Consider the following 16,801-nt stretch of genomic DNA (forward strand, 5'->3'; position numbering starts at 1 on the left):
TGCTGGGCGATCAGGCGAAAACGTCGTAGCCGACCGGGTTCTTGGGATCATCGCCGAAGCGGTTCGGCCCCGGCGTCCCCGGCAGGCACATCAGCACGAGGAAGCCGATGTTCACCAGGGCACCCACATAGGGGATCGAGCCAAGGATGATGATCCCTAGATACCACCAGCCCGACATGTCGCGATCGTGCAGGCGGCGTATGGTGACGGCGACCGAGGGCACGATGATCGCAAGGGAGACAATCACGGCAAGGCCGACGCCAAGCCAGAAGGTGGGACCCAATTCTGGGTCGTTCACACCGTCCATGGCGGCGATCAGGCCACCGGAAATCATCAGGCCGGCAAGGATCGAATAGACGATCATCAGCATCAGCGAGAACATCCAGTATTCCTTGCGTCGCGAGCGCCCGGAAAACTCGGCGTAGCGCCGCAGCGGCATCAGCATCCAATCCATGACTTTCCCCCTCTTAGGTCTTTGCCTGACCAACGCGCGAGACATCCGACCATTATTCGCCCCGGACGGCAAGGGGCGCCGGACACGGACCGTCAGTTACCGACCAGCACGAACGGTGCCCAAGTGGCCGGATGCGCCCCGCCCGGGACCGACCGGTCTCGCATTATGTCCATCTGCGCACGTCGCAGCGCCTCGGTACGGGGCAGCCCACGTGTCGCACCCTGAAGCGTTTCAAGCGTCAGCCGACTCGCAACGTCATCGCGCACCGGCCAGTGCGACAGCAGCAACGAACGGGCACCGGCAGCCACGAACGAACGCGCCAAGCCTGAATACGTCGGCGCGCTTTCCCCATCCCCGGCGCTGGTATCGCACGCCGAAAGGATCACCCAATCGGCATCGAGGCGCAGTTTGGCGATTTCCGATGCGGTCAACAGGCCATCGTCCTCGTCGGTAGGCTGATCGGGCGGCGTGAGCACCAATGCCGGTTCGACCAGATCGCGGAATGCGCCGCCAACCAACCCGTGGGTTGCAAAGGCAAGCACGCTGGCCTGTTCAAGCGACGCGGACTTGACCGCGGCTTCTGTAGCCTGCGCACCGAGGTAGAGCGTCTGACGATTGGGAAACGCGCTGGCGAGGCGACGCAACTCATCGGCAGCGGCCGGCAGACTGGGCAATTCCCGCAACGCCCTGGTGCCGACCTCACCCGAGCGCAGCAGTGCGGCGTCCTTTGTCCCGGCCGCGGAGACCGGCCCGAGCAGCGGCGCGCCTATACCAGCGAACATCGCACCGGCGCGGTCCGTCTTGCGCGCTGCTGCAGATGCAAGCGACAGCGGGACCGAAAGGGCGTGCGTCTGCGCGAGCCAGCGCGTGGCGCGCAGATCCTTGGCGGATGCGTCGCTGCCCTTGGGCTCGGCCGTGACCAAGGCAGCAAAAGGCATCGAAGCGAGGCTGCCGCTGGCAAGTATGCGCAGGTCAGGCGTAGCCTTGATCGCGGCGGCGATCTGCGGCGGAAACAAGGTGCGATAAAGCTGCCACGCGGCGTGCCGGTCAAACGCGCTTTGCCCGCCACTGGCAAGACCAAGGTCGATCGAGCCGCGGACACGGCGTTCGAGATCGAGCAACACCCGTGGCGCGATCGGCGAAGGCGCGGCGACGGCCCGATCATGCGTTATCGCCAGAATCTGCAGGCCGTCTTCGGTAGGGGCATAGACCACAATCGCCTGATCCGGGCGCAGCACGGACTGCGCTTGGGCGAGCGATGCTGGCTCGACAGCCGTTTGCGCGAGGTAGCCGGGCAGGAGCCGGGCAAGAAGCGCATCCTGTTCGCGCAGGCGAGCATCGCCTGCCTCGATCAGCCGACTGGTCTGGGAAAGCGCATCGGCCTTCCCGCCGGCGACCTGAGCTGCCAGCGTCCGGCGCAGGCGAGCGCCTTCCGCTGCAAGTTGCTGATAGACACGCAAGGCTTCCGCAGCCTCCGGGCTGCTGGCGGAATTGAGCAGCGCCATTCCCGAAATTGCGGTCTGCAGATCGCCGAGGTTGGCCATTTGCATCGCGTCAAACGCCGTGTCCATATTGCCTGCGGCAATGGCGAGATCTGCCTGCTGCACGAACAATGGCTGGTATTGCTGGGCAAGGCGCGAGACTTCAGCACGGGGCGTGGCGCGATCAAGCAGGCGTGCCCGCGCCGGCGCAAGAGCAGCGACGGCCATAGCCAGTGCACCGACTGCATCGCCCCGCGCAGCCTTGAGCTTTGCCGCCGCTACCAACCCGCCGATGCGGCGCGGACTACTGTCGAGCGCCCGCGCCGCATAGGCAGTGTTGACGTGATCGAGCAGTGGGGCCGCTTCGACATACCGACCGAGCAGGATATATTCGCGCGCGAGGTTCAGTTCGGCGTAGAGCACATCGGGGTGATCTGGCGATGGCGCCCTTTCGCGGCCCAGCCGAACCGCCTTTTCGCGCAGTGCAAGGGCTGCGGCGATATCTCCCTTCCACCGCATGACGCGAGCGAGCTGGCCGATGGCCGTGGTGACCAGTGCCCGCTGGCCCGGCATGATCGACTTCTCGAAGATCTCCGCGCCGCGCTGGTAGAACGGCAAGGCCTCGTCGCGCTGGCCGGAGTTGTCGAGCGCGTAGCCGAGCGCCTCGATCGTGAAGCCGAGTTGCGGATCATCAGGCGCAAGCGTTCGAGACCGGTGATCGAGCGTGCGGCGCAAGATCGGGATGGACTGCGCGAACAGGCTGTTATCGTTGTAGATCGTTCCCAGCCGGTTGAGCGCGGCCAGAGTCACGGGATGGTCGGAGCCGAGCCGCGACTCCGACCAGACCAGCGCTGCGCGGGCGGGGGCAATCGCCCGCTCGATATCGCCGGTTACCGCGAGCAGTGCCGAATAACTGATGCCGAAATCGCCGGGCAGCAGCACGTCGGGCCCGGTGAGCGTGGCGGAAAGGGCGGTTGCCGTCTGCCACGCTTCGGCAAAACGGGGTAGCGCTGCAAGCGGGTTGCCGCGCTGATAATCAATCAGGCCAAGTCCATATGTGGCCGAAGCATAGGCAATGGAATTTCTGCCTGCAGTACGTTCCGCCAAGATCAGCGCACGTTGCAGCCATTGCTCCGCCTCGTCATTCCGCCCCAGACCTCCAAGCGTGGAGCCAATACTGTCGAGAAGCCGGGCATGTTCGACGGTTTCGGCAAGATCGCCCGTATCCATGGCCTGTTCGACCTGCTGCAGGATGGGTAGGGCCTCGTCATATCGCTCCAACCGGTAGAGCGCATCAGCGCGAGCCAGCCGGGCGGCGCGAAGATCGGCCGCTGGCACACCTGACACGCCCTTGGTGCGAGCCAGCACGCCGTCGATCCGAGCCAGTGCCTCGGCAGGACGAGACGAGGTGTCGAGCGTCTTGAGAGCCTGAAGTTCGGTAATGAGCGGATCCGGCGGGGCTGCCGCCACTGACTGCGGAGCCACGCAGGCCAGCAAGCCCGCCAACCACATCGATCTCGCCATGCCCCGCCCCCGGAAACTTCAAGCACTGGAGCAAGGAGTAGGCACAATCGAGAACGACTGCAGTGCTTTTCAGCACATTTTCACTTGAGCCAACCGGCCTCGCGATACCAGGCGGCCGTGGCGTGGAGGCCGAGCCGGGTTTCGACCTGGGGTAGCCAGATGTCGGGCGGTGGCTGGTTGCCCTCGCCCGCGCGCCAATCGGGGTGGCACATGTAGCCCACGCGATCCATCGTCAGCTTGGCACCCTTGCCGCGAAAGCGCGCGTCGAGCTTCGCGCCGAGGCGGAGCATGGCAGCGGGAAGATTGATTGCTGCAGCGCGCTTGCCAACCGCAACGCCGATGGCGCGGGCGAGATCGTTGTGGGTCCAGCCGCCGGGGGTGCCGTCGTCGGGTTCGAAGGTCATGTGCGTGACCTCCTCACCGCCGGGAATGAGAGCGAGCAGCAGGCGGGCCAGATCGCTGACGTGGATGATCGAGAGGTGACCCTGCGGGGGAAGCGGCACCACGCCCCGTTGCGCCAGCTTGAACAGCTCGAACATCTCGGTATCGCGCGGGCCATAGACGGCCGGTGGGCGGACCACCGTCCAGTCGAGGCTGCTGGCCTTGACGATCCTCTCGCCGCGAAGTTTCGACTTGCCGTAGAGCGACAGCTCCGGCTCCCGCGCCGAGAGCGAGGAGACGTGGACGAAACGCGGCACGCCGGCATCGAGCGCGGCGTTGACGACGTTGAAAGTGCCCCAGACATTGCCGTCCTCGAAGCCCTGTTCGTCAGGCGCGCTGACCACGCCGGCGATGTGCAGGACCACGCTGGCGCGGCCCACGAGGCGCTGCAGCGCGCGCTTGTCATTCAGGTCGCCCTGCACCCATTCCACCCCGGCTCGGGCTTCCTGCGGGCGGCGGGCAAGTGCGCGGACCTCGATCCCGGCACGGGCAGCGTAATCAAGCACGGCCTGCCCGACGAAGCCGGTAGCCCCGGTAATCGCCAGCAATTCTGCGGGCATCAGAGCAGCACCAACTGGTCGCGATGGATCAGGGCAGAGCGCGGGGCGTAGCCAAGCAGTTCCTCATGCTCGCGGCTGTGGTGGCCCATCAGGCGGGCGCATTCGGCGGCGTCGTATTCGGACAGACCGCGCGCGAGAGTGTGGCCATCGGGGGTAATCACGGCAATGGCATCGCCGCGCTGGAAGTCGCCATCGACGGCGGTGACGCCGGCAGCGAGCAGGCTGGAGCCGCGCGCAAGAGCGGCGGCGGCACCGGCATCGACGCGCACGAAGCCGCGCATCCGCATGCGACCGCCGAGCCAGGCCTTGCGCGCCTGCTTGCGCCCGCGCGGAAGGAACAGCGTACCGCGGTTTGCATCCAGGGCTGAAGCGACCGGCGCGGTCGGTTGGCCATCGATGATGGCAAGAGCCATTCCCGCAAGTTCAGCAATCTCGGCGGCCTGCAGCTTCGAGGTCATTCCGCCCGAGCCGAGCCCGGAGGACGAGCCACCCGTGGCCATTGCGTGGATTTCGGGGGTGACGCCCTTGACCACCGGAATGCGGGTGGCACCGGGCTGGCGGGGATCACGGTCGTAAAGTCCGTCGATATCCGACAGCAGGAGCACGCCGCTCGCGCCTGCAGCCTGGCCAACGCGAGCGGCAAGGCGATCATTGTCGCCAAAGCGGATTTCCTGCGTGGCGACCGAATCGTTTTCGTTGATCACCGGCACCGCGCCCGCCGCCAGGAGCGTGCCGAGCGTGGCGGTGACGTTGAGGTAGCGGCGGCGGTCTTCGAGGTCTTCGAGCGTCAGCAGGATCTGCGCAGCGGCAAGGCCGTGGGTGGCAAGCAGTTCGGCCCAGAGGCCGGCCAGCGCGATTTGGCCAACCGAGGCGGCGGCCTGCGCATCAGACAGGCTGCCGCGCCCGCCCTTCGCCAAGCCGAGCCTGCGTGCGCCCAGCGCGATTGCGCCTGAGGAGACGACGATCACTTCCTGCCCTGCAGCGCGAGCGGCGGCGATTTCGGCCACGAGCGCGGTCAGCCATTCGCGGCGCGGTGCACCGTCCTTGCCCACGAGCAGCGCCGACCCGACCTTGACCACGAGGCGCGGACAGGCAGAGGCATCGGTCAGGTGAGCAAGCTGGCTGATGTTCATGGGGGGCGCTTAGGGTATTTGTGACGAAGCGTGAAGGGTTACCGGTCCTGCTGGCAGAGCGCTTGGCCGATCAGATCGGAGACCACGGCTTTTGTTCGGATTCGTCCTCGACTTCCCCTGTCGGGCGTTCGGTCACCGTGGCGACGGGCAGGTATTCGAGCACGGCATCGAGCAGGGCATCCATGCCCTTCCCCGTCGCGCCGGAGATCGGATAGACCTTGGTTGCGCCTGCTTCGCGCAGTTCCCGGGAGAAGGCCTTGACCAGCTCGGTATCGACGAGGTCAATCTTGTTGAGCGCGACCAGCCGCGGCTTTTCGTCGAGACCGGCGCCATAGGCTTCGAGTTCTCCCTCGACGATCTGCAGCGCCTCGGCCGGGTCGGTCTCGCTGTGGATGTCGATCAGGTGGATCAGCACGCGGCAGCGTTCGATATGGCCGAGGAAGCGGTCACCGATGCCGGCGCCATCAGCTGCGCCTTCGATGAGACCGGGGATGTCGGCCAGCACGAATTCACGATTGCGATGGCGCACGACGCCAAGTTGCGGGCGCAACGTGGTGAAGGCGTAATCGCCAACCTTGGCCTTGGTGTTGGTGATCTGGTTGATGAAAGTGGACTTGCCGGCGTTTGGCAGGCCGACGAGGCCGGCATCGGCCAGAAGCTTGAGCCGCAGCCAGACGTACATTTCCTCGCCCGGCCAGCCCGGTCCCTGCTGACGCGGGGCGCGGTTGGTCGAGGACTTGTACGAGGCATTGCCGCGCCCGCCATCGCCACCGCGCAGCAGCACCTTGCGTTCGCCCACCTCGGTCATGTCGAGCAGGACGGTCTCACGATCGTCGTCGAGAACCTGCGTGCCCACGGGAACCTTGATGATGAGGTCATCGCCGCCCGCACCGGTGCGGTTCTGGCCCGCGCCGCCGCCGCCGCGCTGGGCCTTGAAATGCTGGGTATAGCGGAAGTCGATCAGCGTGTTGAGGCCGGTAACGGCCTCGAAGATGATGTCGCCGCCCTTGCCGCCGTTGCCGCCGTCGGGACCGCCGTACTCTACGTACTTCTCGCGCCGGAAGCTGACCGCACCGGGGCCGCCCTGCCCTGAACGGATGAAAATCTTGGCCTGATCGAGAAAATGCATGCGGGTAACTGTTCCAATGACAGGCCCGAAGCAAATGGAACAATGCGCCCCGGAGCCGAGCCATCGTACCCGTTCATGGAGTGCTTGTAACCTTCGGACCGCAAGGCGCCTGCCGTATCAGGCGGTCCGATGATACCTGGTGGAGCCGAGGGGGATCGAACCCCTGACCTCGTCATTGCGAACGACGCGCTCTCCCATCTGAGCTACGGCCCCGTTCCCGGTATCGCCCTGCGACGATGAGCCGCAAGGAGCGCCGCCATTAGCGCAGCGCTCCTTGCGTGAAAAGCAGATTCGCATTCTTTTTGAGCCGGCATCCGACCGATGCGGTTAGTTGGCGACTCCGCTGCCGTTCGTCCTTGCGGTCGTGCTGATGGTGACCGGGCCTTGCGCAGGCGGGGTCATCATCGCGCCATACTGTGCTTGCCAGATCGCCAGATCGGTCCGGTAGCTTTCGTAGCGCCGGTAGAAATCATCGAACACGACCTCGATGCTCGGCAGGCTGCGCACAGCGAAGGCTTCGAGATCGGCAGACTTCACCGCAGCGCCATCGCGGCTGACCGCCATGACCGCATCGCAGAAGTCCGACAGCGTCGGCGGGAGGGCGAAGTGATTGTACACCGCAGTGATGTACGCCTCACGCGGGGCAATGAACTTGGCGCCGTACTTTGCCTTGTATTCCGCATCGATCTTCTTGTTGACGGCGTTCAGCGCCTTGGTGTGCGTCGTCAGGAAGGTCTTGTAGCGCGGCAGGATATCGGCGTGGACCGGCGCACTGCAGTTGAGCGCCGCGACATTGTAGGCCGAACGCAGGTTCCACACCATCTGTGCAGGCGTGATGCCACGGTTGAGCGATTCCCGCAGCCCGTTCGCATCGACTGGCGGAATGGCGATATTGTCTGACGCGCCGTTCGGCGGCTTGGGCTTTGGCGGGATGACCACGACGCGCGGTGGCGGCGGGGGCGGCGGCGGGGGCGGCGGCGGTGGCTTGGGTGCGCACGAGGCAAGGCCCATGGCAAGGCCTGCGCCGACAAGTCCGGCAGCGATCGACTTTGGCGCAGAGATGCGCCCGAAACGAAACATTTGGCATTCCCCCCGAAGGCGTGGATTTGCAGCAATCTCTCGGCGCAACACGGTGCGCCCCGGATCCTGTCTGCGTGCTGAAGCGCAGCCTAGCGCGGCTGTTCGCGAATGAGAATCCCCTGTGCAAAGAAAACCCGGCGAACCGTGACGGTCCGCCGGGCCTTTCTGGTCCGCTTCGGCAGTTTCAACCAGCGATCAGCGACGATCGCCCATGAACTGCAGCAGGAACTGGAACATGTTGATGAAGTCGAGGTACAGGCTCAGCGCGCCGAGGACGACGGCCTTGCCAGCGAAATCGGTACCGGCGACGTAAGCATACTGCTCCTTGAGGCGCTGCGTGTCATACGCGGTAAGGCCCGCGAAGATCAGAACGCCAAGGAAGCTGATGGCCCAGGCAAGGCCGCTCGACTGCAGGAACAGGTTGATCAGCGACGCGATCAGGATGCCGAAAACACCCATGATCAGGAAGCTGCCCATGCCCGACAGGCTCTTTTTCGTGGTGTAGCCAAACAGGCTGAGACCCGCGAAAGCGCCAGCCGTGGCGAAGAAGGTCACCGCGATCGAGGTGCCGGTGTAGACGAGGAAGATCGTCGACAGCGACAGGCCCATGGCGACAGCGAAGCCCCAGAACATGCCCTGCAGGGCCGTGGTCGAGAACTTGTTGGCGCCAAAGCTCATGAACATCACGAACGCCAGCGGCGAAAGCATGACCAGCCACATCAGCGGCGAGCCGACCAGCGATGCAGTCAGCCCCGACGAGGCAGCGGCGAGCGCGACCACGCCCGAGAGCAGCACGCCCGAGGCCATGTAGTTATAGATCGACAGCATGTGACGGCGCAGGCCCGCGTCGAACACTTCGCCGCGAGAGGACGCACCAGACAGGCTCGGAGACGCGCCGAAGCCCGTTCCGGTGGGCCGAGGGTCGTTCCAGTTTGCCATTATCAAAGCTCCGTTCTGTGGTCCCGATGACCACGTACACGGAATATCGGCGCTTTGCCCCCGGCTTTCAAGTGAAACCGCGGCAATGTGGCGTCCATGAACTGTAACGAATTGTTGCGGGATTTACCGCGACTGGCGCGCCAGTTCGGTCATCTCGGCGCTGCGGTCACGGGCACCGCGCAAGGTGTCTTCCATGAGGCGCGCAAGCCGGCTGTCGGCGTCGAGCACGTCGATCCCGACTTGCGTCACGCCGCCCGGACTGGCGACGCGGCGGGCAAGTTCCGCCGGTGGGTGTTCGGACCGGGCCGCCAGCATCGCGGCGCCCTCTACCATTGACAGGGCAAGACGATCGGCCTGCTCGCGCGGCAGGCCGAGAGCCGCCGCCCCGGACGCCAGCGCATCGATCACGCGATAGACAAACGCTGGACCCGATCCGGCGAGTGCGGTGACAAGATCCATCTGATCCTCGCCCGAAAGCCATTCGGCCTGCCCCAGCGGCGCCATCAGCGCGTCTGTTTCGGCACGCGCGGCAGCGTCGGCCTCACCCACCAGGGCAATAGGCGACTTGCCAAGGGCGGCAGCGAGATTTGGCATGACGCGAACGATGGCGCGCGCTTGGGGAAAGGCGCTGCGCAGCGTTTCAAGATCGACACCTGCGAGGATCGAAAGAAGCAGTGTGCCCTTCCCCACGAACGGCTGCACGGCAGCGGCGGCATCGGGAAGCTGCTGTGGCTTGAAGCCGAGCAGGACAACGTCGAACGCCCCTTCCCCGTCCGGCGCGGACTTGAGCAGGCGCACACCTTCCGGAGCCGCCTCGAGATAGGGATCGACCACCGTGAAGGTTTCGGGCGCAATGCCGCCGGCCAGCCAGCCCTTGAGCATGGCGCCGCCCATGTTGCCGCAGCCGAACTGGAGGAAGGTCTTGGTCATGGCGGAGTCCTTGAGTCGCGTGTGGTGCGCTCAATGACCGGCCATGCCCCTGTTCGCAAGCCTTGCGCTGTTCGGCTCAGGCCTCTCCGGCGGCATCGACCATGGCGCTGGAGAGCGCATCTGCCGGGCTCTTGTCGCCCCACAGCACGAACTGGAAGGCGGGATAGAAGCGGTCGCACTCATCGACGGCAGCTTCGATCGCGGCCTGCGCCTGGCTGAGGCTGAGCAAGCCTTCATCGCCCAGCATCAGGCCATGGCGATAAAGGAGCACCGATCCGTTCGACCAGATGTCGAAGTGACCGATCCACACCTGTTCGTTGATCAGCGCCATCAGCTCGAAAACGGCCTGGCGCTTGTCATCGGAGATGCGAATGTCGGGCAGGCACAGGATCTGCAGGACATGGTCCTCGGTCCGCCAGATCGCGCGGAGCTGGTAATTCGCCCACGAGCCCTGGATCTCGCCTGTGACCTCATCGTCCGAAACGAATTCGCAGGGCCACCCGCGCGCCTCGAAAAGAGAGGCGATCATGTCGACAGGCGCTGCCTCATCGCGCTCATTGTCGTCATGGCCGGTCCGCATCGTACGTCCCCTGATCACTGTTTCGGGCCTCCCCAGCTACTGGCCTGGCTTTGGCCCCTGGCTGGTCGAAAGTCCGACCCGCCGTCCTGTGCCGTCAATGCAGGCTCACACCCCCCGGCGACAATCGGCGGTTAACAGGCGGTTGGGCAAAACTCGACAACCTTGTGGGAAAGCTGTGGACAAGGAGTGAACAAGGGCGGCCTGCGCAAGGTTCCGCGAAGCTGACCTACTTGAGCGCCAAGGTATCGACTGGCTGACCGGCGGGGCTGGTCCACTGGTAGCTGGAAACACCGCTCTTCTTGAGCTTGGTCACGAAATCCTGCGCGGCCGCCTCGGTCTCGAACGGACCGGTGAGCAGGCGGAAATTGGCGCGCCATGGCGACAGATAAGGCTTGCGGCTGCGCAGGAGTTCGGGCGCTTCCTTCACGAGGCGACGCCATTCGTTGTCCATCACGTCCTTGTTGCCGCCGGTCAGCACCTGGACCCAGATTCGGCTGGGGTGGCTGGGAGCGGCCTTCTTTGCCTTGGCTTCCTTGGCAGCTTCTGCGGCCTTCGCCTTGGCGTCCTTGGCCGTCTTTGCGTCGGCTTCCTTGGCATTCCTGGATGCGGGCTTTTCCGGCTCCTTTGCGGGCGTGCGCGAGACTTCAGTCGGCCCGTCGGGACGCTCGCCCCGCGGGTCGGCCTTGGCCGGCGTGGAACGCGGCGGCACCTTTGCCGGCAATCGCGTAACATCGACAGCAACAACCGGGGCTGCGCGCTCTTCAGGCGGCGGAGCGAAAGTCTTGAACATCGACGCGAAATCGGCGGGCCGCGGCGGAGTGGACGCCGCGCTGGCTTGCTGGACCGGCGAAGGTGTCGAAACGGGCTGCGCGGCAACGGGGGTTGGCGCGGGCGCTGGCGTTGAGGCAGGCGCTGGGGCGGGCTGCGCCGTGATGGCACTGTTGCTGCCCGCGCGGGCCAGATCGAACGCTGGCGCTGCAGCAAGGCCGGAAGCAGGCGCAGGCGTCGGCGTAGCGAGGGCCGTAGCGGGGGGCGTAAGGGTGGGCGATGACGAAGCGTAGGTCGTGCTCGGCGCAGGTGTAACCGGAGGAAGCGTAACCGCCACCCTGGCCTGCTGCGGGATGGCCGAGGACACCGGCGGCAATTCTCCCTGTGAGGACGCCGGTACGCTGCTGGCGTAAGTCGAGGTGGGAGCCGGCGTCGTGCGGGCAAGAGCAGTTCCCGAAGGCTGGGGTGCCGGGCTGGCTGCGTAGCTGGTCGTCGGCGTCGGCGTTGTCAGCGGCGGGCGCGCTGTGGAGGCGCGGATCTGCGGCACTGGCGGGCGAGAAGTTCCGGGCGGCACGTCGAGTGCGGAAAGAACCGTAGGCCGCGCTGCCGCAGCGGCAGGTGCGGCCTGCGCTGCATATCCGGTCGACCCTGTCTGCGCAGGGGCGACGGTGCCAGGCAGCGAACTGGCAGCCATGCGGCCAGAAGCACTGGTGGTCGTAACGCCAGACGTGATCGAGGGCGCAGGCGCAGCCATCGTCGTGGTCGGTGTGGGCGTGATCCTGGCGGTCTCGATACGGCCGGGGCGACGGCGCTTTTCGCGGCTGGGCTTGTCCGACGAGGCGGCACTGGGGCCGAGCGGCGCGCCAGCCGGGATCAGGCCTGCTTCAGCACTTCGAGGCGCGCGCGGGTTTAGCGCTGCATACTGGACAACCCGCGGATCATCGCGGCCGATATCTGCCGCACGCGGGAAACGACCGAAGTTGGCGGCCGCTGCCTGTTGCGCCGGGGTCAGCCGTGGCATGTAGCGCAAGTAGGGTGCGATGTTGGCGGCAAGATCCTGCGGCATCGAGGCATAGGCAATGGCGACGGCCTCGTCCGGTCCGCCGGTGACGGCCATGGCGAACGTCCGCGTTCGCCATGCGGCGCGATCCTGCTTTTCGATCAACGGCGCAAGCAGCGCCTCGGCACCGCGACGATCGCCTGAGATTGCGAGGCTCATCGCGTAACGGCGCGTCGTTTCAGGATTTGCGCCACGGCTGAGTGCGACTTGGTACCAGCGCTGGGCGCGGGCATTGTCACCCACCAGATCGTAGGCGAGCGCCCGATCCTCGGCCATGGCAAAGGTGTCGCCCCCGGCCCGCTCGGCCTCGTCGAAGGCGCGCACCGCCTCGACCGGGTTTTCCGCGACGAGGTATGCCTTGCCGATCAGTAACTTGCCACGGGCATTGCCGGGCTGCACTTCGTCGGCGCGGGTAAGGAAACCGATGGCTGCGTCGCTGTCACCCAGCTTGAGCGCGGCATCGGCAGCGTCGAAAAGGGCGATTACGTTGCGCGGATCGGCGGCCAGACGGGCCAGAGCCGAATTCAGTTCGCGGCTGGCGCTTGGCGCCGTCGACTGAACGACCGGGCGCGAAACCGTGGTGGTGCCGTCGGGATCGTCATCGACCTGGGCAAGAGCCATCGACGAAGTCGCAGCCAGAAGCAGCGAAAGCGAGAAGCGGAGGCCCTTGAAGCAAGGGGGCGCGAAGGGGGAGCGATTTGTCATCCAGCCGCGCTCTATACCATTGCGAAGATGAAGCGGCGGCAACGGGTGCCGCCGCTCATCAAGACTTACTGATTGTTCTGGCGACCGAGGAAGCGCGGAATGTTGAGTGAGCTGCCCTCATCCCCGTCATCCTCCGACTGCGCCGCCGAACCGCGCGACAGGTTTGCCATGCGTTCGAACAGGGTGCTGCCGCCTGCCGGCTTTGCGGCAGGCGCAGGCGCAGCGGCCTGGGCGGGTGCTTCGGCACCACGGCCAAGCCGCGGCATTGCCGGTTCTGCCGCTTGTGCTGGCGGTTCGAGCGTAAAGCGCGCCGGCTCGGCCGGAGCTTCGCCACCGCCCAGCAACAGCTCGTTGGACGAAGGTGCAGCAGGCTCTGCCTGTGATTCGGACAGATCGAGCGTGAGATCCATCGGCTCCGGCTCGGGCGCGGGAACGGTCGGCTGGACTTGCTCGGCCACAGGGGCCCACGCCTGCGGCGCAGGGGGTGCCGGCGGCGGGGTATAGACCGCAGCAGCAGGTGCCGCGCCGGGTACGGCTGGCCCGCGCGAGCTGTTGGGGAAGGACATCGGGCGCGAGGCGATCTCGGCCTGTTCCTGGCTCTGTTCGATGCCGGTGGCAACGACCGAGACACGGATCTTGCCATCGAGGTCGGGATTGAAGGCCGAGCCCCAGATGATGTTCGCGTTCGGATCGACCAGTTCGCGGATGTGGTTGGCGGCTTCGTCGACTTCGAGCAGCTTCATGTCGTCGCCGCCGATGATCGAGATGATCACGCCCTTGGCACCCTGCATCGACACGCCATCGAGCAGCGGATTGGCGATCGCGCGTTCGGCCGCTTCGAGAGCGCGGTTCGGGCCTTCACCCTCGCCCGTGCCCATCATGGCCTTGCCCATCTCACCCATGACCGATCGCACGTCGGCAAAGTCGAGGTTGATCAGGCCCGGCATGACCATGAGATCGGTGATCGAGCGGACGCCCTGCTGCAGCACTTCGTCGGCAAGCTGGAATGCTTCCTTGAAGGTCGTTTCCGCCTTTGCCACCAGGAACAGGTTCTGGTTGGGAATGACGATCAGCGTATCGACGTGCTTCTGCAGTTCCTCGATGCCGCTTTCGGCCGAGCGCATGCGGCGCGTGCCTTCGAACAGGAACGGCTTGGTGACCACGCCAACCGTCAGCACGCCCTTGCGGCGCGCCGCCTCGGCGATGACCGGAGCAGCGCCGGTGCCGGTGCCGCCGCCCATGCCGGCGGCGATGAACACCATGTGCACGCCTTCGAGTGCGCGTTCGAGCTCCTCGATCGTTTCTTCAGCAGCAGCGCGGCCCACTTCTGGACGGGCACCTGCGCCGAGGCCCTGCGTGATGTCCGGCCCAAGCTGGATGCGGTTTTCCGCGATCGAATTGTTGAGCGCCTGCGCATCGGTGTTGACGACGATGAATTCGACGCCTTCGATCTGCGCGTTGATCATGTTGGCAATGGCGTTGCCGCCCGCGCCACCAACTCCGATCACCGTGATCCGGGGACGAAGCTCGTCGATTGCCGGCGGTCCGATGTTGATGCTCATAGTCGGTCTCCCAAGCGGGTCGCTTCAATTGCCGATGGCCCGTGGTGGCGCCTTGGCAGGATTGCAAAACTTCGCATTAACCTGTGGCACAGGCGGCCTTGCTGAATCAAAGGGTCAACAGCCTTTTCCACAGGTTGCAATACCGAGACAGCCCATGTCTCCGACGATTTTGGGCCGGAACGGTGGAAAACCCGGTTCAGAAGTAATCCTTCACTGCGCGCACCAGCCGACTCAGCAACTGCTTGCCCGAATAGGCGGTTGTCGGGCTATAGGCGGGGCCCACCGCGCGTATGTCGACCGGATCGGCTGCGGCAAACAGCACGAGGCCGACAAGCGTCGAGGAACTAGGCGTTGCGTGGCCGGGCGGAAGGCCCAACATTGTCGGCGGCGAACCGATGCGGACCGGACGCCCGAGCGCAGCTTGTGCATAGTCGGCAAGGCCCGGCAATTGCGCGCCACCGCCGGTGAGCACGACCTGCTGGCCGGTCTGCCCTACGAAGCCCAGCGCTTTCAGCGCCTTGCCCACCTCTTCTGTAAAGAAGCCAAGCTGCTGCGTTATCACCGATATCAGTTCAGCCCGGGGAATGCGGTTCTTGTCGTCGGCATGGCGGGCGACAGGGCCACCTTCGGGATCGCCAGGCGCGTTGACCGGGATCATCTCGCGGTGATCGGCCGGGCTGGCGATGGCAGAGCCGGACATGCACTTGAGCCGTTCGGCCTGATAGCGACGGATGCCGAAGGCCGAGGCGATGGCGTCGGTAATGTCGCCCGAGCCATACTGGATCACCTGCATCCCGAGCAGCATGCCCGCAGCATAGACGGACACAGTCGTCACCTCTGCGCCGAATTCAACCAGCGCGACGCCCAGTTCGCGCTCTTCGGGCGTGAGACAGGCATGGCCTGACGCAACCGGCGAGCCCACCACAGCCTCGACATCGAGATGCGCATTCTGAACCGCCTCGCGCAAGTTGCGAACGGGCGCGCCATCGGCCAGCATCACGTGGATGTCGACGGCAAGGCGTTCGGCATGGAGGCCCTTGGGGTTGGGCACGCCGTGTGCGCCATCAAGCGTGTAGTGTGCAGGCTGCGCGTGGAGCACGGTGCGGCCATCAGGCTGGATCACCTCGCGCCCGGCCACGAGCAGATGCTCGATATCGTCCTGTTCGATGCGGCGACCACCGACTTCGACCTCGACCCGCGCCGTCGTGCTGGCAAGACCTGCACCGGAACAGCCGATCCACACCTTCTGGATGCCGATGTTGGCCATCTTCTCGGCCCGCTCGATGGCATCGCGCACCGAATGCGTGGCAGCCTGCATGTCCGTGACATAGCCGCGCTTGATGCCCTGCGAGGCGCGATGGCCGGAACCGAGCACAACCATCTCGCCGGTTTCCGAAAGGCCGGCAATCATCGCCGACACGCGGAAGGACCCGATGTTTACAGCAGCAAAGACCTTGGTGATGCGGGGGGTGGCCATGCTGCGCGCTCAGCCCTCGTCGCTCTTGGCGGCCGCGGCGATGCGCTTGGCCTTGGCCTTGGCTTCTGCCTCGGCGCGCTTTTCTGCGGCGACCTCGTCGGCATGGCCGGGCACGCGCATGTAGATGCGATCGGGGGCGCGCATGTCAAACGCGGCCACCTTGCCGCCGAGCAGACGGTTGACGCCGTCCATGCGCGCAAAGCTGAGCAGCGCGCCGGCGGACTTCTCGTCACCCTCTGGCAGGGCCAGCACCTGCCCGGTCTTGAACGTGAGGTTCCAACGCCGGTTACCGACCCATTCGGCTTCGGACACCTGCGGCTTCAAGGCCGGCGCGGCATCGAGCAGCCGGGTCAGGTCCTGCACCCGCTGACCAACGCCAAGGCCGGAAATGACCAGCATGCCCTTGGCCTTGGGAGCGCTGACCGTCTCGAGCTCGACGCCGGTGTCGTCCACCAGCACCAGCCTGTCGGGCTTGCGCAGCACGGCGTGAGGATTGCGCTCGACGATGTCGATCACCAACGTGTCGGGCAGCTTGCGCGAGACGCGGGCATCCTTGACCCAGGGCAACTGGTTCAATTCATCGCGCAGCGAGGCAAGATCGAGCGACGTCATCGCGCGGTCGCTCTGTCCGAGAATGCGTTCATAGATGCGCTGCTCGTTCATGCGGTTGACGCCCCGCACTTCGAGATGGCTGACCTTGAACCCGGCATCCGACGCAATCAGTGCGGCCTGTTCGGTGGCGAGCGCGGGTATCCCGGCCATGGAGGCCACGGTCCACACCAGCACCGCCGCCACCGCCAGGATAAGCGCCATGACGATTTTGTGCAGCGTGTCCTCGCTGAACGGCAACCAGTGCATGACGGTATCGAGCAGAGTGCCTGTCTGCTGGCGCGCAGTATGGACCTTGCGCTGCGTCGTGCGCGCAGCCGCTGCTCGCCGCACCCCCTTCCCGCCCCGCTTGATCGTCTGCGCCATGGT

General features: G+C 65.6%; 13 protein-coding genes and 1 tRNA gene. All 14 read right to left on the minus strand.

Translation table 11 applies throughout. The features are described 5' to 3' along the window. Nucleotides 1-10 precede the first annotated feature (10 nt). The 14 genes from B9A23_RS06810 to B9A23_RS06875 all read right to left on the minus strand — a co-directional run bounded on the left by B9A23_RS06810 (nt 11) and on the right by B9A23_RS06875 (nt 16,798). Nucleotides 11-454, minus strand: a complete 444-nt coding sequence (locus B9A23_RS06810) for a DUF805 domain-containing protein (RefSeq protein WP_084278111.1) — start codon at nt 452-454, stop codon at nt 11-13. A 92-nt stretch (nt 455-546) separates the two neighbouring features. Further along, on the minus strand, nt 547-3,459 hold the full coding sequence (locus B9A23_RS06815; RefSeq protein ID WP_084278112.1) for a CHAT domain-containing tetratricopeptide repeat protein: 2,913 nt from the start codon (nt 3,457-3,459) through the stop codon (nt 547-549). 80 nt (nt 3,460-3,539) lie between these two features. Then, nucleotides 3,540-4,460, minus strand: coding sequence for an NAD-dependent epimerase/dehydratase family protein (locus tag B9A23_RS06820; RefSeq protein ID WP_084278113.1), 921 nt, complete (start codon nt 4,458-4,460; stop codon nt 3,540-3,542). Further along, nucleotides 4,460-5,593, minus strand: a complete 1,134-nt coding sequence (gene proB / locus B9A23_RS06825; protein ID WP_084278114.1) for a glutamate 5-kinase — start codon at nt 5,591-5,593, stop codon at nt 4,460-4,462. The genes B9A23_RS06820 and proB overlap by 1 nt, the downstream gene beginning before the upstream one ends. 70 nt (nt 5,594-5,663) lie before the next feature. After that, nucleotides 5,664-6,722: a GTPase ObgE gene (gene obgE / locus B9A23_RS06830; RefSeq protein ID WP_084278115.1), complete on the minus strand. Its 1,059-nt coding sequence runs from the start codon at nt 6,720-6,722 to the stop codon at nt 5,664-5,666. 137 nt (nt 6,723-6,859) lie between these two features. Then, nucleotides 6,860-6,935 (minus strand) — tRNA-Ala (locus tag B9A23_RS06835). Nucleotides 6,936-7,049: 114 nt separating this feature from the next. Next, nucleotides 7,050-7,802 carry a hypothetical protein gene (locus tag B9A23_RS06840; protein ID WP_084278116.1) on the minus strand — a complete coding sequence of 251 codons (753 nt, stop codon included), beginning with the start codon at nt 7,800-7,802 and terminating at the stop codon, nt 7,050-7,052. Between the two features lie 195 nt (nt 7,803-7,997). After that, nucleotides 7,998-8,741 (minus strand): Bax inhibitor-1/YccA family protein, encoded by a 744-nt coding sequence (locus B9A23_RS06845; RefSeq protein WP_084278117.1) that lies wholly within the window; start codon nt 8,739-8,741, stop codon nt 7,998-8,000. 123 nt (nt 8,742-8,864) lie between these two features. Continuing rightward, nucleotides 8,865-9,671, minus strand: a complete 807-nt coding sequence (proC, locus tag B9A23_RS06850; RefSeq protein ID WP_084278118.1) for a pyrroline-5-carboxylate reductase — start codon at nt 9,669-9,671, stop codon at nt 8,865-8,867. Nucleotides 9,672-9,747: 76 nt separating this feature from the next. Continuing rightward, a complete protein-coding gene (locus B9A23_RS06855) occupies nt 9,748-10,251 on the minus strand; it encodes a type III secretion system chaperone family protein (RefSeq protein WP_084278119.1) in 504 nt (167 codons plus the stop codon). Between the two features lie 226 nt (nt 10,252-10,477). Continuing rightward, nucleotides 10,478-12,784, minus strand: coding sequence for an SPOR domain-containing protein (locus B9A23_RS06860; protein ID WP_084278120.1), 2,307 nt, complete (start codon nt 12,782-12,784; stop codon nt 10,478-10,480). Between the two features lie 65 nt (nt 12,785-12,849). Beyond that, nucleotides 12,850-14,346 carry a cell division protein FtsZ gene (gene ftsZ / locus B9A23_RS06865; protein WP_084278121.1) on the minus strand — a complete coding sequence of 499 codons (1,497 nt, stop codon included), beginning with the start codon at nt 14,344-14,346 and terminating at the stop codon, nt 12,850-12,852. Between the two features lie 196 nt (nt 14,347-14,542). Next, a complete protein-coding gene (gene ftsA / locus B9A23_RS06870; protein WP_084278122.1) occupies nt 14,543-15,823 on the minus strand; it encodes a cell division protein FtsA in 1,281 nt (426 codons plus the stop codon). Nucleotides 15,824-15,832: 9 nt separating this feature from the next. Beyond that, complete coding sequence (locus B9A23_RS06875) at nt 15,833-16,798, minus strand: cell division protein FtsQ/DivIB (protein ID WP_084278123.1); 966 nt, start codon at nt 16,796-16,798, stop codon at nt 15,833-15,835. Between the last annotated feature and the right edge of the window lie 3 nt (nt 16,799-16,801).

It is taken from the genome of Novosphingobium sp. B1, from assembly GCF_900176395.1.
GTDB lineage: Bacteria > Pseudomonadota > Alphaproteobacteria > Sphingomonadales > Sphingomonadaceae > Novosphingobium.

Coding starts and splice junctions, on each gene's coding strand:
- B9A23_RS06810 (WP_084278111.1), bottom strand. CDS start 454: ATGGATTGGATGCTGATGCCGCTGCGGCGCTACGCCGAGTTTTCCGGG.
- B9A23_RS06815 (WP_084278112.1), bottom strand. CDS start 3,459: ATGGCGAGATCGATGTGGTTGGCGGGCTTGCTGGCCTGCGTGGCTCCG.
- B9A23_RS06820 (WP_084278113.1), bottom strand. CDS start 4,460: ATGCCCGCAGAATTGCTGGCGATTACCGGGGCTACCGGCTTCGTCGGG.
- proB (WP_084278114.1), bottom strand. CDS start 5,593: ATGAACATCAGCCAGCTTGCTCACCTGACCGATGCCTCTGCCTGTCCG.
- obgE (WP_084278115.1), bottom strand. CDS start 6,722: ATGCATTTTCTCGATCAGGCCAAGATTTTCATCCGTTCAGGGCAGGGC.
- B9A23_RS06840 (WP_084278116.1), bottom strand. CDS start 7,802: ATGTTTCGTTTCGGGCGCATCTCTGCGCCAAAGTCGATCGCTGCCGGA.
- B9A23_RS06845 (WP_084278117.1), bottom strand. CDS start 8,741: ATGGCAAACTGGAACGACCCTCGGCCCACCGGAACGGGCTTCGGCGCG.
- proC (WP_084278118.1), bottom strand. CDS start 9,671: ATGACCAAGACCTTCCTCCAGTTCGGCTGCGGCAACATGGGCGGCGCC.
- B9A23_RS06855 (WP_084278119.1), bottom strand. CDS start 10,251: ATGCGGACCGGCCATGACGACAATGAGCGCGATGAGGCAGCGCCTGTC.
- B9A23_RS06860 (WP_084278120.1), bottom strand. CDS start 12,784: ATGACAAATCGCTCCCCCTTCGCGCCCCCTTGCTTCAAGGGCCTCCGC.
- ftsZ (WP_084278121.1), bottom strand. CDS start 14,346: ATGAGCATCAACATCGGACCGCCGGCAATCGACGAGCTTCGTCCCCGG.
- ftsA (WP_084278122.1), bottom strand. CDS start 15,823: ATGGCCACCCCCCGCATCACCAAGGTCTTTGCTGCTGTAAACATCGGG.
- B9A23_RS06875 (WP_084278123.1), bottom strand. CDS start 16,798: ATGGCGCAGACGATCAAGCGGGGCGGGAAGGGGGTGCGGCGAGCAGCG.